We start from the raw sequence: 24,172 nt of genomic DNA, 5'->3' as shown, positions 1-24,172 counted from the left end.
TTAAAGGGAGGTGAAAATATTAAAAAACAGGGTATGTTGATTTTGGTAATGATTTGTTGTTTTATTTTATCATTAAGTGCAGTTAGTGCAATAGATGATACTGATAATTCTACAATTGTTTTGGAACAAAATAACAACGTAATTATTAACCATGAATCTAATAATTTGGATATTGGTAATCAGGATATTGTTTTAAGCCCAATTATTGGCGGCAAAACTATTGAAATTACTCAAAATAATTATGATAATTATTTCTACAAATTCAATGGTCAAATCAAAAATGAATCAGGAATTGTAGCTGGAGATACTTTAAAAATAGGCAATATATCTGATAGAGGTTTTGTTATTGATCGTCAGTTAACTTTAATGCCTTTAGATAATAATTCTAAAATTTCAAATGGATTTATTCATTTAGTTAAAGGTAGTGACGGATCTACAATTTCAGGACTTACAATTAACAATACTAAAGGTGCATTATCTATTAATGGAATATATGTAGGTCAGTTACACGGTATTTGGATAACTAAATCTAACAATAATACAATTGTTAACAATACAATTAGAATAGCTAATGCTGCAGGTGTTTATGCAATGCCTATGGGATGGTCTAGCTATAATAGAATTATTGGTAATGATATGAGTACTTATATTACCTGTGTAATGGTTATGGGTCAATGTCATTATAATATAATTTCTAAAAATAAATTGGAAACTCTGGATTATAATGATTTGATAGTCAGTAACCTGATTTACTTTAATCCCTTTGGACATGCAGATTATGGTGGATCACCGTTATGTTTAGGTAATGTTATTTCAGATAATTACCTTAAAGCATTTTGTAATGGGCCAATGTCTATTGTTTTACAGTTGGTTTATGAAAACCATATCAACACAACTATTGTTAATAATACTATTATTCGTGGCAGTTATGGTATTAACTTATATTCAGATAATGCTACAGTATATAATAATACTATTATAGAAAGCAGTATTTCAGTTTCTGCAATGGGTAAGAATATATCTGTTACCTATAATAACGTAACTGGAACTAGTCAGGGTAATGGTATTTTAGTTAATGGTGAAAAAGGATATTCTGCTATTGTTGCACATAATAATGTAACATTTACAGACATTTATTGTGCTATCGGTTTAAGTAATTATACTGAAGCTTTTAACAATACTGTTAATATTAAGAATTATGGTGTGGGTATTAGTATTACTGATAATTGTTCTTATGTTCATGATAATAAAATTAAAGTTAATCATGATAATGCTATTACATTTATCGGATGTAACAATACTATTTCAAATAATATGATTGATACTCATGCTGTAGGTATATCTGTAACTTCCACATCAAATGTCATGAGATATTATTATAATAATATTTTAAACAATGTTATTCGCAGTGAAAGTTATGGTATTTCTATTAAAGGTTTAATCTATAAAACTACCATATCAGGTAATGTAATTGAAACTAATGCTAGTGTTGGTATCTACAAAGAGATTACTGATGAACTTGCAGACAATAACTCTGACAACATGATTAATGGGGTTATTTATGATGCAACAGCTTTAGTTATTAATGATGACAATTTCTACAAATACTTTGATGAAAGAGGTTATTTGAATTATACTTTTGAAGCAAATAAGACTAAAGTAATCTTCTTTACATTCTTATCTAACAAGGATGTATTCATAACAGAAAAAATCAATATTATTAGTAATAAACAAAGCAATCTTTTATTTAATGTTACTATTTCATTAAGTGGAGATGCTAGCGGATCATTAATTCGTGATTTTAATTTCTATAATATGAATAAAGAAGCTATAGTCTTAAATGGTGTAGATGATGTTTCGTTATCTAACAATAATATTACATTAATGTTAAAGGATAAAAGTCCTGCTAATTCAGCTATTTCAGTTGTTGATGTATGCAATGGCATAATTCTAAAAAATAATAATATTTATATTAATTCAAAAGCTGCTTATGCTTATGGTATTAGTATGCCTGCTTATAATCCTATAAGATTAACTTATAATAAAGTAATGTCTTCAGGATTTAGAATTTCCGGAAATACTATTATCATGATTGGTACTGGTGTAACTGAAGCTATTTATGCTGATGTTTTAACTGAAAGTGAAATTATGGGAAATAATATTAACATTATTTCTGATGGTGCAGCTTACGGTATAGCAAGCTGTAATGTTATTGGCAGTCCCCATGATTTGAATATTTCTAATAATAATATTGTTATTCATTCTAAGGATATGGCATATCTCATCGAGTTGCATAAAAATTATAATGTTACTTTTGTGAATAATTATCTTTATGGTAATTCTAACGGTGTTTATGGTATTGGCACATATATGTCAGACAACATTTCTATTATAAACAACACTTTCAATATCTTTGGCGGTAATTTATCTAAAATTACTGAAATTCATGATATATTAGGTATTGGACAAGGGGCTATTGGATTAATTAAATTTACAAATAATACAAATATTACTGGTAATTTAATTTATGCTAATGTAACAAATCCAATATTTGTTGAGAATAATACTTCTATTGTTGAGTTAGGTGTTACTTATTATGTTATTGATGATAATAATTGCGGAATATACTTTAATGATACTATAAACTCTAAAATTATTAAAAACAATGATGTGTTGCTACTTAATAATTTAACTAAAGGTCAAACTTTAAGTATTGATATTCCAGTTAATATCACATATTATAAAGAAAATGTAAGTTCAATTGTTAACCTGATTCTTAATAGTGGTGCTTCATCAGTTAATATTACTAATTTAACTTTAATTAACTCTACATTAACATTAAACAATGTTTCTAAAGTTTATATTAAAAATAATAATTTAACAAACTCTAGTGTAATTGTTGTTGGCGGTATGGGTAATTATGTAATTAATAATAGTTTATCCGGTGAAAAAAGTAATGTAATGATTAAATTACTTGATACTTCTTCAAATCATATAATTTCTAATAATATGACTTTCAGCAATCTTGAAAATGTTGTAATTATTAAAAATTCTAAAGACAATGAAATTGCTTATAATAATATGTCCGGAATAGCTGATAAGGTTGTTTATTCTGTTGATTCTGGATATACTAACTTTAATCATAATAACTTAACTATTCGTGGAGATTCTGTATTCGGATATTATGCTTATAATTCTGCATATGATTCAATAAAATACAATGATATAATCATTACTGGAAATTCAAGCGTTACTAATCAATCAGCGGTCTTGTTTACTGGCAAATCAGTAAGTAATACTGTAGCTCATAATAACATATTTTCTTATTCATTGAAAGGAGATGATTATGCAGTTATGATTATAACTAATGAGAATTTGTTTAATAAAGTTATAAACAATTATCTTATTAGTGGTAATGGATCTAAACGTGCAAATGCAGCTGTCTATGCATTGCATGATTTGGTTATAGATAATACTCCATTTGCACTTTATGTTGCACTTGGCGGTAGTGATACTGCAGGTGATGGTAGTAAAGAGCGTCCTTATGCTTCTCTGGCTTTTGCTTTAGGTAAATCTTTAAATCATTGTGTAATTTACTTGCTTGATGGAACATTTAAGGATTCTAATCTTGTTATTGATAAAAATATTACTATTTTAGCTATTAATCCGGGTAAAGTATTTATTGATGCAAATAATAGTCAGTTATTTACTATTTTAACTAATGGTACTTTAACAATAAACGGATTAATTGTATCTAATGGACATAATGTTAATGGAGGTTCATTATTTGTTAATAATGGTACTTTATACATTAATAATTCAATAATTTGCAACTCTTCTGCTTACTTTGATAATAGTAATCCTGATTTCATAAATAAAACGGTAGATGACAGAGGCAAGGAGTACTGGTATACTGTTGACTGTAAAAATACGGGATTAGGTGGAGCTATATTAAATTACGGTAATTTAGTTATTAATTTGACTGAATTATCTGGAAATTATGCTCATAGAGGTGGAGCTATAGCGGACTTTGGTAAAACTACTATTGTTTCATCAGTAATTCGTGATAATAAAGGTGTTCATGGTGGGGCTATTTACACAGATTCATCTAAATCTTTTACAATTAATAATACTGTATTTTACATGAATGTTGCAGTTCTTAATTTGGATCATTGTATGCTTGAAAGGTATTCTACCGGATGGTCTATTGATGAAGGTGTTCGTTATGAACACAGATCAGTATGTGAAGTTCCTTTAGGTACTGGTGGAGCAATATTTAACAAAAATACTGTTTTAGAAGTTGCTAATTCAATATTTGATCATAATAATGCTTATAAAGGAGGAGCTATTGGAACTATTTCAAATTATGGTGAATATTCAACATATAAACCAAAAGCTTCATTGAACTTAACTAATTGTTCTTTTACAAATAATGTGGCTAATTCCACTATTGTGGGTAATAATTCTAACTTGAATTCTTATGTTTATAGAAATTATGGTGATGGTGGAGCAATTTACGGAACATTTGATAAATTCACTCTTAAAGATTCTATTGTCCGTTATAATAAGGCAGTAGTTAATGGTGGAGCATTATCTGTTCAGGCAAATGATGGACGTATTGATGGTTGTATAATTACTGATAATCGTGCAGGAAGTAAAGGTGGTGCTTTAGACATATCTAATAACTTCCTAATTACTAATACAATTATAAGCAATAATTCTGCAAGTTATGGTGGAGCTATCAGTTACGGTTCATATGTTTACTATGGCCACACTCAGAATAATTTGAATATCTTTAATTCAACTATCTCTAATAATCTTGGTTTGGAATCAGGTGGAGCATTTTATTTAGGATCTGCTAATATGGTTATACACAATTCTAATATTGTAAATAACAAAGCACCTAAAGCTGAAAGTTTCAGTGTATATGACAGTTCACATTTATATGTTGATGCAAGGTATAATTACTGGGAATCTAATGGTAAAAAAGGAGTCCCAGATGATTCTCCTTTTAATTTAGGTGATAAAATTGTATTTAAGCCATTAGTCAGGTCAATTATTAATTGGGCTCCTACTGTAGTACCAGACAAGCCAAATGGAAACGGAACTGTTACTCCGGGAGGTAATGATAAGCCTGCTTCCGGCCCTACAGTGATTACTAAGACAAATCCTATTTGGCATACTGGTCCTCAAATTGGAGGCCAAGGTAAACCTGGTGGAAATACCGGTCCTGGTCCTTCAGGTCCTGGTGGTGGAATTCCTGGTCCTGGAAGTAATTTAGGTCCTGGCGGTGGTGGCCAATATGGTCCTAATGGCGGACCTGCTCAAGGTGGAAATCCTACTTCAAATCAGGGAGTTAATGGCAGTTCTAATGCTAATAGTTTAAGCCAAATAGATGGTGGTAATGCTAATGAAAACTTACTTACTGTAGGTTTGACTGCAAATGCCGCTTCTTCAGCTAGTGCTGGAGGATCTAGTTCATCTGATGCTGGAGAGTCTAGTTCATCCAGTTCCAGCAGTGATGATGTTAAAGCATATGAGATTGATGAAGAGGATGTGACTAAGCAATTAGATAATCCAAAAACAATATTTACATTTATTGGTTTAATCATTATTCTTATAATCTGTCTGTTTATAGGTTATAAACGCAGAAAAGATAGGGAAAATGAATAATTAAACCTTCTTTTTTTCTTTTTTCTAATATTTTAGAAAGTTTTTTATACTTCTTTTTATTAGAAATAATAACATTATGGTTGATTTATAACCAAGTATAATTTAATTAAGAGGTGTTAATTATTTCTGTTAAAAAGAATGCATTTATATTCATGTTATTTTTGATTATATTGTCTTCAATAAGTTTAGCTAGTGCTAGTGATGATTTTAACAGTACTAATGTTGATGATAATGTAATTGTTGAAAATAACTATGATACAGACCCTATTATTGGAGATAATGGGGATAACTATGTTTATGTAAATCCTTCTGCAAATTTATCTATAGTACCTGATGGTAGTCAGGATAAACCATATTCTTCAATTGGTGAAGCAGTTAATATGGCTAATGATAATTCTACTGTTATTCTTATGGATGGAATTTATAGCAGTCCTGGTGATTTAAACATTGAAATAAATAAAAATTTGGTAATTAAATCCTTAATGGGCAATGTAACAGTTAATGGTAATGGACAAAGTACATTTTTTAATATTTTCGAGTCCAAATCATTAATTTTGGAAAATATTAACTTTGTCAATGGAAAAACAACTGAATATTCTAGTTATTATGGTGTTATTTACAATAAAGGATTTTTAACATTGTCAAATGTGGAATTTAAAAATATTAATTCTTTTATGGGAGTTATTTACAATGAAGGCGACTTAAAAGTTTATGATTCTAAATTTTCTAATTGTGTTGGTTCTAATTATGCGGATATGATTTTTAATTTGGGAGACTGTAGTGTTGTTAATAGTAAATTGATTATAAGCTATTCAAATAAGAATCCTGCAATTTATAATTTTCATAATTTATTTGTGAATAATTCTCAAACTTTTGGAATTTCTTCAAACCCTAATTTTGATGTTGATATTTTTAAAAGCATTACCATGACTGTTATTAACTCAAAAGTAGGGCAATTAGCATGTAATAATGGTACATTGGTAGTTAAAAATACAACTGCTGATGCGGGATTTAGAGCAGAAAACTCTGTAGTTAATATAAGTGATGTATACTTTAGAACTTCCGGTTATTCAGGTTTATCTTCTCTATTTAATTCTGATGCAACTATTAAATCATCATATTTTGATAGCAGTATTAATATTGCTAATTCTAATCTTAATATAACTTATTCTGTGGTATTAGGCGAAATTTATGGTAATGGTGCTTATGCAAATAATGTTTCAGCAAATTATAATTGGTGGGGGGTAAATAAAGGACCTTCTCTTAAGTATGTTAAATCAGACACTAAATATTGGGTTGTAATGACTTTTGAATGTGATGAGTCTCCGATTAAAGTAGGTACTAATGCGGAGTTTAGGGCAACTTTAAATAAATATACTGATGGGGATTCCATGAAATATTTGGATAATCCTTCTTTACTTCCTCAAATGAGTGTTAAATTCGAGTCTCAAAATGGTAAATTTGATTATAGTAGTGGAACTTTAGTTAATGGTACATTTTCTAATTATTTAAGAAACAATAATGAAAGTTCAATTGTTTATGCTGTAATTAATTCTCAAAGATTAAGACTTATTGTCGGTACAGGATTAACTGATTATGATTGGTATGTTTCACCAACAGGACACAACGGGTTTGGTGATGGAAGTCATGATAATCCCTATAAAACTTTGGATCATACAATAGCTAAAGCATTAAATGGAAATACTATTTATTTGTTAAATGGTACTTATACAAATAATTGGAATTCAAATTTGGAAATTGTTAAAAATTTATCTGTTGTTGGTGTTGGTAATGTAATTTTAAGTAGGGAAAATGACCGTAATATATTCATAGTTAAAGAATGGGGTAGTTTGACTCTTAAAAATTTAAATTTTACAGTTAATTTAAAACAGTATTCTAATGAATTGATTATTGTTAAAGGAGGAAATTTAACAGTTTTAAATTCCAATTTCCATGATATCCGTTCTGTTGGTATTGTTTCAACAAGTAATGGTGTTCAAAATAACGGTAATGTATATGTGGACAACATCACTTTTAAAAACATTGTAGGTCCATTAATTAGAGGTGGAGCCAATATTACTATTAATAATATATCTGCTGAAAAATGCAGCAATATTTACACTTATAGGGGTATGGAAGCATACAATGTTTGTTTCCCTGTCTGGAATTATATTTCTATTTCCAATTCAGTATTTAGAAGCAATACTGTAGGTATTGTTAATTTAAATCCTACTATTTATTCTTCTTCATCTTCATTAGGTAAAAATATAGTTGGGGATTTATCTAAAAGTACTGTATTTGCATACATTACTAATTGTTCTTTTGTAGAGAATAATTTCATACCTAGTGATTATTATGCAAGTAATCGCATAGGACTTGGATTAGGACGCAGTGTTTATGGAACCTGTCATGGAGAAGTAAACAATTGTTCTTTTATTAAAAATAATGGTAGGTTAATTGAAGGGGCTGTTGTAAATAATTCTTTCTTTGATTCCAATACTGTTTGTTATGTAAGTGCTGATTTAATCAATAATTCTTATTTCTATAAAAATGACAATTCAGGTATAGGTAATCTGGATTCTACCTATTCATATAGGGGAATAGCTACTGCTAATGAAGTTTATTATTCTGTTTTTATTGGAAATAAAGCTGCTTATGGTGGTGCTCTTGCAGGTACTAAGATTGTTCATTATTCTGTATTTTTGAATAATTCTGCTACTTACGGAGGTAATGATATTTTTGTTTATGACGGTGAAGTTGATTATTCAAGTAACTGGTGGGGTTCCAATCAAAAACCTGATGGTAATAGGATTTTTGTACATATCGGATCTTTAACTCTTGATAATTGGGTAATCATGTCTTTAGATGCTGTTACAAACACTCATATTATAGCTGCTTTAAATAAATTAATTGATAATAATGGAAATATTAGTAGTTTGGATAAGGTTCTTCCAACTAGAGATGTTTATTTCTCATCAGATTATGGAATAGTATCTCCACTTAACACTTCTCTTGTAAATAATAAAGCTGATGCATATGTTGTTCAAAATGAAACTACTGCTGATTTCAATGTTTATGCAAGGATTGATAATCAACTTTTAGACTTAACACTTAGAAATAATAACACTCAACTGGTAATGGATGATGTAGTATTTTATGGAAACAATAACAACTATGAAATTACTTTAATTAATGTAAACGGCCATAGAATTTTCAATCAGACTTTAACTGTTGTTATTACAACTCCAAAAGGTGAAAAAGAGTATTTCACTTTAGTAACTGATGAAAAAGGATATGCCAAGTTTGAAGTAACTTATCCTGTAGGGGTATATAACATATCTGTTTATTATGATGGTAATGGTTATTTTGAAGGGTGTAATAAATCTGCTCAGATTACTATTAGTCCATCTGTTACTTATTTGATTAGTTATAATTACACTTTTTATGGTAAAAATGTTAATTTTTATGCAGTTTTAACAAATGGACAGGTAGGAATTGTTAATCAAAGTATAACAATCACTATTATTGATTCTAAAGGAGGAACAAGGACTGCTGTTATTACTACTGATTCTACTGGGCGTGCTGATGCACTATTAAGTTTGGATGTTGGAAAATATACTATTAAATGTGAGTATAAAGGTGACGGCTGGTATCTGCCAAGCTCTTCTGTATCTTATGTTGAAATCCGTCCTGTTAATTCAACAATTGAAGTGCCTGATGTTGTTTTCTATGGTGTTGGAAATGAGTATAATATCACTTTAAGGGATGAACACGGTACATTAATTAGAGGAGAGTATATTAAGGTTGTTATAACTCAGGGCAATTTGTCTGATACTTTTACTTTGCAAACTGGTGATGATGGAGTAGCCAGATTAACTATTAATTATCTTCCGGGTACTTATCAGATAACTGCCAGCTATGCAGGTGATGATGTTTACGGTTCTGCAAAAGGCAGTGGAACTATTACTGTTAATAAGGTTTTAACAGTTATTTCAGGTTTCCATTATAGTAAAATTCCATTAAATGGTGTTTATACTGTTGTTTTAACTGATATGTTTGGTCACAGAGTAACTAATGCAACTATAAAGTTAAATCTGTACAAAGGAGTTTTATTAAAAACTTATACTGGTGTAACTGATGGTAATGGAGAAGTAACTTTCCGTATTGCTCAAGGTGAAGGTACTTATTTAGCTACTTTTGATTTTGATGGTGATATATGGTATATTGATTCAACTGGTGCTGCTACTATTGTTGTTGATAGTCAAACTGCACCTGGTCAGGTTTCTATTAATGCAAGTGATTTTGTTCAGTATTATGGTGAAAATAGGTATTTTGTAATTTCTTTCAATGATACTAATGCATATAGTTTGTATGGTAAGAATATTGCTGTTACAATTTCTTCCGGTGATTGGCAGCAAACTTACAATGTTGTTACTGACATTTATGGGTATGGCCGTTTGCAGATTACTTTAAATCCTGGTATTTATAATATTACTTACCAATACACTAACCCATATTATGGTTTGTTTGCTAAAAATTCAAGTACTGTGTCTGTTTATCGTATGCCGACTGCAATTCTTGCATCTGATGTTATTATGAATGTTGGTGAAGCTAAGTATTATGTGATAAAACTACTTGATAGCAGGAATGCAGCTGTTAAAAATATGCAAATCATGATTGATATAAATGGAACAAACTACACAGCCACTACAAATAATGATGGTGTAGCTCGTTTACTCTTAAGTCTTGGTGTTGGCAAGTATCTGATTAGTTATCATATAGATAATCCAAATTATATTCCATCATCCGGTTCATCTTATATATTGGTGGTTGATTCTAACAGGACTTCTACTAACATTGAATCTGGTGATGTTAATGGTTATGATAATGAGTCTATGAATTTCACTGTTGTTTTAAGTGATGTTTTAGGTAATCCTATTAATTATGCTACTATTTTAGCTAATATTTCTACAATTGATGGTGATTTTGTCGGATCTTACAAAGGAGTAACTGCAAAAGATGGTAAGGTAATATTTAGCTTTGATTTAGATTATGGCAGATATATTATTTCCACTTATTATTTAGGCAGTAATTCCTATCTTGGAAGTTATGGAGTTAACTATGTGAATGTGGAATCTGTAGGCAATACTACTAAAACAGTTTTAATTGCTGGAGATTCTGAATTAAGTGGTAGCAGTAATTACTATGTTGTTTTAATTGATGAAAGCGGAACATATATCAAAGGCAAGGAAATTAAATTTGCAGTTGGTAATCAAAGTTATTATGCTATTACAGATTCTGAAGGTAAGGCATTTTTGGATACTGTTTTATCTCCCGGATTCTATGATATTAAGGCAACTTTTGGCGGTGACGATACCTATAAAAAATCATCTGTAAAAACTACTTTGGTTGTTTCAGGAAATTCAACATATCTGTTTGCCTTAAACTGCACTAAAAATTATCGTAATGGAACACAATTTTATGTACAATTATTGGATTCCTATTCAAATCCATTGGTAAATCGTACAATAGCTATAACTATTAATGGAAAAACTTATAATCGCACAACTGATGAAAATGGTTGGGCAACTATGAATATTAACCTTAGACCTGGCGAATATGAAGTTTTATGTGCATATTATGGTCCTACTGAATCAGACAATGCATTTGCAAAAGCTATTGTGAAAGTTTTACCGACAATATTGGGGGACAATCTGGTTAAATATTATCTTAATGAGTCTCAGTTCCATGTTAAAGTAATTGATGGTGCAGGTAATCCAATAGCTAATACTAACGTGTCAATGAATATTAATGGTGTATTCTATGTTCGCAAAACTAATGATGATGGTATAGCTACATTAGGTATTAAATTATGGGCTGGAAAATATGTTTTAACAGTACATAATCCCTATGATGGTTTATTAATGTCATTTAATGTTACTGTTCTGCCAACAGTAGAAGCTAACGATTTGGTCAAATATTATCGCAATGACTCTCAGTTCTATGCTAAATTTTTAGACGGTCAGGGTAATCCATTAGCTAATGCTAAAGTTAAGTTTAACATTAATGGTGTTTTATATACTCGTGAAACTGATGGGGATGGTGTAGCTAAGTTAAATATTAATTTAAATCCTGGGGAATATATTTTAACAGCTATTCATCCTGACGGTCTTCAAGTTGGTAAAAAAGTAACTGTTTTACCTACTTTGGAAGGTAGTGATCTGACTATGAATTATAGGGATGGCAGTCAGTTTAAGGCTCGTTTAGTTGACGGTACTGGTCGTGCATTAGCTAATGAGACTGTGACTTTCAACATTAATGGGGTATTTTATAACAAGATTACTGATGTTAATGGTGTTGCCAGCTTAAATATTAATTTGATGGCTGGTAAATACATTATTACATCTGTCTATGGTAGTTATGCTACTTCTAATACTATTTTAGTGAACAAATTATAATAATTTATTCACATTTTTTTTATTTTTTTTAATTTTTCATGATAACTATTAAATATGAGATTAAATATAGTTATTTTTTAATTATGCTTGATGTTTTTTAAGTATAATTTTAAATTTTTTTTTGGTGAAATTTTAATGAGATTAAATAAAGTGATGTTAGTTGGTATTTTTTTACTGGCTATTTTGACTCTTGGTGCTGTTAGTGCGCAAGAGGGTTCTTCTGCTGATGTTTTGGCAGTTGATGGTGCTTCATCTCATGTAGGTGATGGGATAAGTTATGATAAGACGATTTATGTGAATACTACTGGTGATGATTCAAATTCCGGTAGTCAGACTAGTCCTTATGCTACAATAAATAAGGGTATTTCAAGTGTCAATGCTTCTGATAATGCTGTTATTTATTTAAGTGAGGGAACATTCACTGGGGATAATAATACTGATTTAAGTATTAATTTGGCTCATAAGAATTATAATGGGTCTTTGACTTTTATTGGTCAGGGATATGATAAGACTTTTATTGATGGGGAACAGATGGCTCCTATTTTTAAATCAATGAGTGGGGATTCTATTGTTGTTTTGAGAAATATTGCTTTTATTAATGGTAAATCCAATACAGGTGGTGCTATTACAAGTAATGCTGTTTTAACTATTGATAATTGTTTGTTTGAGGATAATTATGCAACTGGTTATAATGGTGGTGCAATTTATCAACGATCTAATGATTTTAAAGTAACTAATTCTATTTTTAGGAATAATAGTGTTAATAGTTATGGGGGATCAATTTTTGCAAGTAGTATGCAAAATGCACAACTTATGAATTGTGTATTTGAAAATTCTGTTGTTAGGAGCACTTATTGCAGTGGTGCAGGTGCATATATTGATGCATCTAATAGTACTATAATTAAGAATAATAGGTTTGTTAATATATCCACTTCAGGTAATGCAAAAGATGCTGCATTATATGCTAATTCTGGATATAATGGAAATGGTATTATTGTAAACAATACTTTTATCAACTGTAACAATAATGGGAAAAATGGTGCTGTAATTAATATTAATGGTAAGAATTTTGTTAAAGATAATAAGTTTGTCAATTCTACTTCTGCAAGTAAAGGTCAAATATTTAATGGTGGAAGTATGAACATAATTATTACTTTTTTAAATAATTCTACAACTTCTCCTACTTTTAAAGTTTCATGTAGAGTAACTGATGTTGATGGAAACAATGTTTCAGGTCAAACTCAGGCATATAATGGTGTTACTTTTTATATTAATGGTGAACAGGTAGGTCAAGCAGCAGTTAATAATGGTTTGGCTGTTTTATCTGTAACTAAGTTAGTTCCTAATGGGGATTTAGTTATTAATGGTACTTGGGGCAGTAATAATGTTTCTATGACTCCTGGTATTTTATCTGTTAATATTGATCAAACTCCTATTGATTTATGGGTTGACGGTGTACATGGTAGTGATTTAACTGGTGACGGTTCTAAACTTAATCCGTTTAAAACCATTGGTAATGCTATAACTTATGGTTTTGGAAAATCTTTATATCCAACTATTCATATAATGGGTGGAGTTTATAGTGGTGTTAATAATACTAATTTAACTTTTTCTAACCTTGGTAACTTAACTTTGGTAGGTGAAGGATATAATAAAGTGTTAATTGATGGTCAAAATAGAAATTGGTTTTTAAAAACTGGTAGTTACACAAATGTTGTATTAAAAAATTTAACTTATAAAAATGGGTCTATAACAAAATATATTAGTGGATTATATTCATTAATAACTACTAATGCACCTTCTGTTATTGAAGATTGTATAATCTCTGACAATGTTAACACTTATGGTGGTAAGATTATAGATGGAAGTTCTACTATTGATAATTTGACATTTTGCAATAATACAGGTATGATTACTGGTGTTTCATCTATTGATAAATCTTATTTAGCTAATAATAAAATAAATAATGCATATAATCTTTATTTCCTTGAAGGAGGTTATATTAATATAACTAATTCTGTATTTGAAAATAATTTTGGTTTAGTTAGGGCTACTCAGCAAGGTATTTCTATTAATAATAAGTTTATAAATAACACTGGTTCATTACTTTCTTTTATTTTATCTAAAAATGATTATTTCAAGAAAAATAATGGAACTGCATTTATAGGATTTTCAAATACTTATAATAATTATAAAATGCTTTGTGATGTGATTAATTCTACTTTTATTGATTGTTTTGGTGATAAAGGTGGAGCAATTCAAACTGTTATGGGTTCTATTGTTGATTGTACTTTTATAAACAATTCTGCAAATTATGGTGGTGCAATTTACTTAGCTCCTCATTATACTTCTGATTATTATTCTGTAGATTCTAATATTACATTAACTGGCTGTATTTTCAAAGATAACACAGCTGTAATTAATGGTAAGGATATTTACATGGAACATTCTGACAATAAGCAATATGTTGATGCTAAGTTAACTAATCTTACTATAACTTTCAATAATTTAACTACTCAATTTTTAGCAGATACTGTGTCTATGTCTGTATCTCATATTTCTGGTGCTGTAATTGGTGGAGGTTCTGTTAAGTTCTATCTGAATGGTACTTATATGGGAACTTCTGAGGTTGTTAATGGTATTGCATCACTAGATTATCTTGGATTTAAAAATGGAACTTATACTTTGTCTGGTGATTATGTATTTGCAGATGCAAGTGATAAAATCATTAATGGAACTGTTAAAGTAGCTTTAAAACCATTAAAAAATAATGTAACTGTTTATGTTTCTGATAAATTAGGTGATGATGTAAATGGTGATGGCAGCTTAGCTAAACCATTTAAAACAATTAAAAAAGCATTAAACTACGGATATTCTCAAAGTTCTGTGTTATTTATTCATGTTTTGGAAGGTATTTATTCAGGTGAAGGTAATACAAATATTGAGCTTTCATCTACTGTAAGCGTAACAATTACTGGTGCTGGAGTTAATAAAACTATTTTATGCGGTAATCAAACTAATGATTTCTTTACAATAGCTAAAGGCAGTAATATAATTACTATTGAAAATATGAGTATGGTTAATGGTTCTAAAGCAGATGCTAGTGCAGTATATCCATATCAAAATGTAAAAAATATTCATTCTCCTATTATTGCTTTGCCAGGTTCAAATGTTCATTTAAATAATATTTACTTTGAAAATAATAAAGGAACTCTTGGGGGAGCAGTATTAAACTCTGGAAATATGATTATTAACAACTGTTCATTTGTAAGAAATGGTTTTTCATCATATGGTGGAGGATTAACTAACAATGGTACTTTAATAGTTAATAATTCTTACTTCTTTGCAAATTATGCATACAGGGGATCAAATATTTTTGTAATTAAAGACATGACTTTACAGAATTCATTAGTTGAAGAAGCTTACTGGTGGAGTGGATCTCACTATGGAAACATTGTAGGAATTGATTCCGGTATAACTTTAATTAACACAACTATTCAAAATCTCGGAAGAACTGCTGGTGAAGCAGGAAGAACGGATATTCAATCTAATAGGGCAGGTTACATATACTTGGCTGGTTTAAATAGAGTTGAATCATATGGATGTGTTTTCAGATACAATGAATCAATAGCTGCTGGAGATATATTTGGATCATATTATGGTTCTTCTGCAGAGTATAACTGGCAAAATATTATTAAATTTGATAATTGTACTTTTATAAACATCAACAACATTAATAATGTTGGTTTTAGACCTAATTTAAACAGATCTGGTAATGTATCTTTAAATAATTGTATTATTGATATTAAAGGTAAAGTTTTAACAACTAATGCATTTGGCATACTTAACATTACTAATTGTTATATTGTAAATCCAAATGCTGTTTCATGGACTGTTTTATCCAATCCAACTACTGGAATCATTGATTTAAATAACAATTGGTGGGGTAACAATACTCAACCAGTATTTACTGTTGTTGATGCAAACAGAACCCTTGTTAATATGACTCCAGATACCTGGTTGGTTTTAACTTTAGATGTTACTAATAACACCGGTTTGTTGCAGGATGCTGTTTTAGCATTTAAAGTCTTTAATGGAACTAATTTAACTGATTATAATGGTTCTTTACCATTACGTAATTTCAATATGTCTATGGTTAATGGTACTTTAAGTATTGCTAATGGTACAATAGCTAATAATGTTGTTAATGGTTTTGAAGCTAAAGAAGGTAATTATACTATTTCTGCTACTGTTGATGGTCAGAGTGTAACTTATAATGGTGTTGCAAGTATTGGTAAAGGTATTATCGAAGTTAATGATATTGTTGTTGATTATGGTGATGTTGTAATAGCTAATGCTACTTTAATGGATGCTAAAGGTAATCCATTAGCTAATGTTAATGTGACCTTGAAAGTCAATGGTAAAACTTATACTTTAGTTACTGATGAAAATGGTACTGTCAGTTTTGTAATTGGACAGTTAAATGCTGGTAAATACACTTTAGTTTACTCTGTAAGTGGCAGTAAAGTTATTTCTGATGTAACTAATTCTTCAACTTTAACTGTTAATAAAGCTAAAGACTCTTTAAAAGTAGATGTTAATGCTAGTGTTGCTGGTGAGGATAGTGTAATTAATGTTGTTGGTCCTAAAGATGCAACAGGTAATGTAACTGTATTAGTAAATGGCAAATCTTATAATGTAATTCTTGTTAATGGATCTGCTTCTTTAACTTTAAAAGATTTAGTTGCAGGAAACTATAATGTGACTGTTACTTATTCTGGTGATAAAAACTATGAAAAACAAGCAATCAAGACTAATTTCACTGTAGATATTAATAAAAAAGTTAATTTAAACATTTCTGACATTCTGATGATTTACAAAGACGGTACAAGAATGGTTGCTGTTTTAACTGATTATTTAGGTAATCCTATAGCTAATGCAACTGTGTACTTTACTATTAATGGCCAAACTTATGCTAAAACAACTGATGCTAACGGTACTGCTTCCATGGGATTAAACTTAGTATCTAACATCTATAATGCTGTCATTTCATATAATGGTTCTGATAAGTATGATGCAGTTTCTAAAAACATTACTGTAACTATTAATCCGACTATTATAAGTAAAGATTTAGTTAAAATGTATCAAAATAATACCAGATTCTATGCTAAGTTTACTGACAGTACAGGAAAAGCATTAGCTAACACTGAAGTTAAATTTAACATTCATGGTGTTTTCTACACCAAAAAGACTGATAAAGACGGTGTAGCTGATTTAGGTATTATGTTAAGACCGGGATCTTACATTTTAACTGCTTACAACCCTGTAACCGGTGAAGAAAAAGGATTTAACATAACCGTAAAATCATTAATCATGCAAAACGATTTAACCAAATATTACTTAAATGCTTCCAGATTTGAAGCAACTGTCTACAATAAAGACGGATCTTTAGCAGTAAACAAGAATGTAACCTTTAACATCAACGGAGTATTCTATACTAAAACTACTGATAAACACGGTGTTGCAAGCTTAGGAATCAGTTTAAGACCAGGAAACTATACCATTACAACAATGTATGAGGGATTAGACATTGGAAACAAAGTCACTGTCATGCCAACTTTAGTAACAAAAGATCTCTCCATGAAGTACCTTGACGGCAGTAACTTTACTGCTTTAACTTTAGATGGTCAAGGTAAGCCATTAGCTAACCAAAATGTATCATTTAATGTAAATGGTGTCTTCTATCACAAAGTTACTAATAAAGATGGTATTGCAAGCTTAGGAATCAGATTAATGAGTGGGGAATACATTATAACTTCCTACTGGAATGACTTCCAAACTGGAAACACAATAAAAATAAGTCCTTAAAGAGAATTTCTATTATTCTCTTACTTTTTTTTCTTTTTTTAACATATTTCAAAAGCAATTTATTTTAATAAATTTTAAATATTATTTTAAATATACTTATATTTTAATTATACTTGATATTTTTTAAGTATAATTTAAATTTTTTTGGTGAAATTTTAATGAAATTGAATAAACTGATGTTAGTTGGTATTTTTTTACTGGCTATTTTGACTCTTGGTGCAGTTAGTGCACAGGAGGATTCTTCTGCTGATGTTTTGGCAGTTGATAGTGCTTCATCTCCTGTTTTAGGTGATGGGATAAGTTATGATAAGACGATTTATGTGAATACTACTGGCGATGATTCAAATTCCGGTAGTCAGACTAGTCCTTATGCTACAATAAATAAGGGTATTTCAAGTGTCAATGCTTCTGATAATGCAGTTATTTATTTAAGTAAAGGAACATTCACTGGAGGTAATAATACTGATTTAAAGATTAATTTAGCTCATGAAAAATATGGCGGTTCTTTAACTATTGTTGGTCAGGGAAATGATAAAACATTCATTGATGGTGGAAGTGTAAGTTCATTTCTTAAATCTGTTAGTGGAGATACTGCTTTAACTTTGATAAATATTTCTTTTATTAATGGAAAATCTAATACTGGAAGTATGATTAATTGTGGAGGTAATTTAACTGTTGATAATTGTGTATTTGAAAATAATTATGCAACTAGTTCTCAAGGAGCTATTGTTTCTAAAGGTATGGATTTAAAAGTAACTAATTCTATATTTAAAAACAACACTGCTTCAAATCAAGGTCCAGATATATGTTTTAATAATAATAATGGTAATGTTTATATAGGTAATTCTTCTTTTTACAATGCTATTAATACAGGATATTCCTGCGGGGCATCTGTATACATATATAATTCTAAAAATGCTAAAATAATCGGAAATACTTTTAAAGATATTGTTGGGAATTACAATGATGCAGCTCTTAAAGTTAAAAGTGATAATGGTCAGATAATGAATAATGTATTTATTAATTGTACTAATACGAATACAGAGACTGGTTATTGGGCTCAATATGGAGTAATATATATAGAAGGGAATAATATATTAAAACAAAATAAATTTGTAAATTCTTCTTCTAAAATGGGATTAATTTATAATAATGGTTTTATGAATGCTGTTATTACATTTAATGATGTATTCACTGATAAAACTACTTTTACTTTAAGTGCAACTATAACTGATGATGTGGGAAATACTATTGCTTCTCTTAGAAATATTGAATTTAATATAGATGGTATGAAAGTAGGTGAAAGTGGTTCAGATAATGGTTTTGCATCAGTTTCTGTTTCCAAATTATTTGACAATGGTAAACATGAAATAAACGGTAATTATAATGGAGAAAATAACACTTTCAATCCAGCTACATTAACTGTCAATATTGACAGAACCCCTGCGGAATTCTGGGTTTCTACAAAAGGTAATGATACAACTGGTGACGGAAGTAAAAATAATCCGTTCAACACAATTAATCATGCAATAACTGCAGGATTAGATAAATCAATCAACATTACTATTCATATTATGGATGGTACTTATTTAGGTACTGGCAATGTTAATTTAAAATATAATAGAATAGTTGTTTTAAATTTAATTGGTGAAAATTATGGTAAAACAATTATTGATGGTCAGGATAAAGATTATTTCTTCTATTTTGATAAAGGATTAGATGTATCTCTTACTAATTTAACATTTACTAATGGAAAAGCAACTAATGTTAATTGGAATTGGGGAATAATTTACGGATCTTCATTAACTATGAATGATTGTATTATTAAAAATTCCACATCTAATAGTAATTTATTATATGATATAGATACTCAAAACTCAAAATTAGTATTTAATAATTTAACTTATATTAACAATAAAGGAAATATGTGGTTAGGTTATGCAACAATAAACAATTCCTATTTTGCAGATAATGTAGGTGCTACTCTTGGTGGAGTTATAAGAGGAACTAACAATTTAACTGTTACTAATTCTAAATTCATAAATAATACTAATCCTAAAAATAGCAATGCTGAAGGTGGAGCTGTTTATGCCCAAAATATTATAAGTATAAATAATATTTATGATTCAAATTATGCTGGAACTAATGGTGGAGCTGTTTATGTATCTGGTGGTGCAAAAACAATATTTATAAATGATACTTTTATAAACAACCGTGCTGCTGGTGATGGTGGTGCTGTATATGCTTACATAAGTAGTAGCAGTTTTGTTCCTGTTGCAACTTTTGAAAATGTCAAATTTATAAATAACTCCGGAGCTAATGGTGGAGCAGCTACTGTTTCAGGAGCTACCTTTAACAATGTTACTTTTAAAGATAACACTGCTAACACTATGGGTGGAGCTATTTATTTATTTTCTGTAACAAATGGTAAAACCAGCAATATTCCAGATTTAACTATTTCTAATGATTCTTTATTTGAAAATAATAATGCTCCTGAAGGTAAGGATATTTATATTTCCACACCTGTTGCTAATAATGGTGTTGCAAATGTAACTGGACTTACAATTACTTTCAATGATTTAAATGTTGCAGAATTAGCAGGTAAATTAACTGCACAAGTAACACATCCTAGTGGAGCAGTTATTAGTGGAAACACTGTTACATTTTTAATTGATGGAAATTATGCAGGAATTGCTGATGTAGTTAATGGCATAGCTACTTATAATTATGTCGGATTTGAAGACGGTAAATATAGTTTAAGCGGAACTTATGATGCAAATGGTAAAAATTACATATATAAAAATGGAACTATAACTGTTAAAATTAATACTATTTTAGATAATATCACAGTTTATGTGTCTGATGCTAAAGGTAATGACAGTACTGCAGATGGATCTTTAGCTAAACCGTTTAAAACCATTAAAAATGCATTAGAATATGCTCAATCTAAATCTAGGACAGTTACTGTTCATGTATTGGAAGGTACTTATACTGGAAATCTTAATGCTGATTTGGATATTCAGGTAAATACGGATATTTCAATTGTTGGTGATGGAGAAAACAAAACAATAATTTTTAATCCTGATGCCAAATACTTTATCACAGCTTTACAAGGTAAAGGTTCTCTTAAAATAGCTAATATGACTATTAATAGAGTTGGAAAAGATACACAATCTGCATTATATGTTGAGAAAAATGTTCATGTAATGATTGATACAGTGGAATTTATTAATGGAAAAGGTAATTATGGTGGAGCTATTAACTCTGCAGGTATTCTAACTATTAAAAATTCATATTTCTTTAATAATGGTCATGCAGACCCAGTAAAACGTCAAAATGCATATGCTGGTGGAGCAATTTACAATGATGGTTATTTAACAATTGATAATACAACTTTTGTAGCAAATCATGCAACTAGAGCTTCAACAATTGCAAATCAGGGTAATTTATACATGAATAATTCTCAGATTATTGACAGTATATCTGCTTCTTCTTTGAACATGGATTATAGGGTTATTGCTTCTTTTAATGTAGGTCAAATTGGTAATATAACTCTTGAAAACACTAAAATTTCAGTAACTGGAAAAACTCCTTTGGAACTTGTTAATTCAAGTAATATCTATCAGGGAGATAGATCTGTAACCTGTCTTGGTTTTGGAAGTTCTGAAAAAATAGTCTTTAATAATGTAACTGTTGACGGAAATGGATCCTCTACTATGGGATCTTATGTATTTGGCGGATTTAACAGTTGGAATACTGTTGGGGGAGGTAGAAGTCAAACTCCTAAAGATATTTATGTATATAATTCAACATTTTCCAATTTGCTATCTGTAAATATATTTTATGAAAAAATTAACTCTACAAGAATATTTGACGGATGTATTTTTGATAATGTTGAATATTTAGTGGAGGTTACTTCCTCAACTATAAATGATGCTATTATAATTAAAAATTCTGTTATTTATGGTGATGTAAAAGTTGGTAAAGTTAATGGTGTTAATATAACTCTTAATTTAGATAATAATTGGTGGGGAAGCAATAATGCAACTTATTACAATGCAGTTATACGTCTTTCATCTGGATATAATAGTGTAATAACTGAATTAAGTAAAGAGATTGCTACTCCAGATAATTATTTGGTTTTAACTTTAGATGTTACCAACAAAACAGGTTTATTGCAGGATGCTGTTTTAGCTTTCAAAGTATTTAATGGAACCAATTTTACTGATTATAATGGTTCTTTACCAGTACGTAACTTCAACATGTCTGCAGCAAATGCTACTTTAAGCATGACTAATGGTACAATAGCTAATAATATTATTAATGGTTTTGAAGCAAAAGAAGGTAATTATACTATTTCTGCTACTGTTGACGGTCAGAGTGTAACTTATAATGGTGGTGCTTCTTTAGGAAAAGGAATCCTTGATGTTAAGGATATTTCTCTTGATTATGGTGAAGTTATAATAGCTAATGCTACTTTAAGGGATACTAAAGGCAATTTATTATCTAATATAAATGTAACCTTGAAAGTTAATGGTAAAACTTATTACATGGTTACTGATGAAAATGGTGTAGCTAGTTTTGTCATTGGACAATTAAATGCTGGAAAATACACTTTAGTTTACTCTGTCGATGACTCAAAAGTTATTGTTCCAACTACAAATTCATCTACTTTAACTGTTAATAAAGCTAAAGACTCTTTAAAAGTAGATATTGATGCGGGTGTAGCTGGTGAAGATGTTGTAATTACTGTTAATGGTCCTAAAGATCTTAAAGAAAACATTACTGTAACTGTAGATAAAAATGTTTATAATGTAGTTCTTGTTAACGGATCTGCAAAATTAACCATTAAAGATTTAACTGCAGGAAACTATAATGTGACTGTTACTTATCCTGGAGACAGTAATTATGATAAACAGGTAATCAGGACTAATTTCACTGTAGATATTAATAAAAAAGTTAATTTAAACATTTCTGACATTGTGATGATTTACAAAGACGGTACAAGAATGGTTGCTGTTTTAACTGATTATTTAGGTAATCCTATAGCTAATGCAACAGTGTACTTTACTATTAATGGTCAAACTTATGCTAAAACCACTGATGCTAACGGTACTGCTTCAATGGGGCTTAACTTAGTATCTAATGTTTATCAGGCTACTGTTTCATATAATGGTTCAGATATGTATAATAAAATAAGTAAGAATATTACTGTAACTATTAATCCGACTATTATAAGTAAAGATTTGGTTAAAATGTATCAGAATGCTACCAGATTCTATGCTAAGTTTACTGACAGTACAGGAAAAGCATTAGCTAACACTGAAGTTAAATTTAACATTCATGGTGTTTTCTACACCAAAAAGACTGATAAAGACGGTGTAGCTGATTTAGGTATTATGTTAAGACCGGGATCTTACATTTTAACTGCTTACAACCCTGTAACCGGTGAAGAAAAAGGATTTAACATAACTGTAAAATCATTAATCATGCAAAATGATTTAACCAAATATTACTTAAATGCTTCCAGATTTGAAGCAACTGTCTACAATAAAGACGGATCTTTAGCAGTAAACAAGAATGTAACCTTTAACATCAACGGAGTATTCTATACTAAAACTACTGATAAACACGGTGTTGCAAGCTTAGGAATCAGTTTAAGACCAGGAAACTATACCATTACAACAATGTATGACGGTTTAGATATTGGAAACAAAGTCACTGTCATGCCAACTTTAGTAACAAAAGATCTCTCTATGAAGTACCTTGACGGCAGCAATTTTACTGCACAAACTTTAGATGGTCAAGGTAAGCCATTAGCTAACCAAAATGTATCATTTAATGTAAATGGTGTCTTCTATCACAAAGTTACTAATAAAGATGGTATTGCAAGCTTAGGAATCAGATTAATGAGTGGGGAATACATTATAACTTCCTACTGGAATGACTTCCAAACTGGAAACACAATAAAAATAAGTCCTTAAAGAGAATTCATAATTCTCTTACTTTTTTCTTTTTTTACATATACATTATTTAATTTAAATATCTAGTTTTTTATAATAGCTAGTATTATAATCAAATCATCATTATAAATTTTTAAAAAAGTAGTTTAAATTATTATTTAATTGATTACAAATTCAATAATTTTGTAGGAAAAAAGAGAGGTGATAATT

4 protein-coding genes are annotated in these 24,172 nt (G+C 29.5%); all 4 read left to right on the top strand.

The features are described 5' to 3' along the window. Positions 1 to 33: 33 nt before the first annotated feature. The 4 genes from ACMC9J_RS03925 (at position 34) to ACMC9J_RS03910 (ending at position 23,983) form a co-directional block, all read left to right on the top strand. Positions 34 to 5,673, top strand: a complete 5,640-nt coding sequence (locus ACMC9J_RS03925) for an adhesin (RefSeq protein WP_427003580.1) — start codon at positions 34 to 36, stop codon at positions 5,671 to 5,673. Positions 5,674 to 5,825: 152 nt separating this feature from the next. After that, a complete protein-coding gene (locus ACMC9J_RS03920) occupies positions 5,826 to 12,131 on the top strand; it encodes an Ig-like domain repeat protein (RefSeq protein ID WP_427003579.1) in 6,306 nt (2,101 codons plus the stop codon). A gap of 135 nt (positions 12,132 to 12,266) precedes the next feature. Then, the gene (locus tag ACMC9J_RS03915; RefSeq protein ID WP_427003578.1) at positions 12,267 to 17,999 is read left to right on the top strand and encodes a beta strand repeat-containing protein; all 5,733 of its coding nucleotides are present in this window, start codon (positions 12,267 to 12,269) and stop codon (positions 17,997 to 17,999) included. Between the two features lie 158 nt (positions 18,000 to 18,157). Then, a complete protein-coding gene (locus tag ACMC9J_RS03910; protein WP_427003577.1) occupies positions 18,158 to 23,983 on the top strand; it encodes a hypothetical protein in 5,826 nt (1,941 codons plus the stop codon). Positions 23,984 to 24,172 lie beyond the last annotated feature (189 nt).

The sequence above is a fragment of the Methanobrevibacter intestini genome (genome assembly GCF_047402955.1).
Taxonomy (GTDB): Archaea; Methanobacteriota; Methanobacteria; order Methanobacteriales; family Methanobacteriaceae; genus Methanocatella; species Methanocatella intestini.
Note: the sequence above shows the minus strand (reverse complement) of the source record. Positions and strands in the feature narration are given on the sequence as shown.

Excerpts from the sequence above, each read along its gene's own strand:
- ACMC9J_RS03915 (WP_427003578.1), top strand. The coding sequence starts at position 12,267 with ATGAGATTAAATAAAGTGATGTTAGTTGGTATTTTTTTACTGGCTATT.
- ACMC9J_RS03925 (WP_427003580.1), top strand. The coding sequence starts at position 34 with ATGTTGATTTTGGTAATGATTTGTTGTTTTATTTTATCATTAAGTGCA.
- ACMC9J_RS03920 (WP_427003579.1), top strand. The coding sequence starts at position 5,826 with ATGTTATTTTTGATTATATTGTCTTCAATAAGTTTAGCTAGTGCTAGT.
- ACMC9J_RS03910 (WP_427003577.1), top strand. The coding sequence starts at position 18,158 with ATGAAATTGAATAAACTGATGTTAGTTGGTATTTTTTTACTGGCTATT.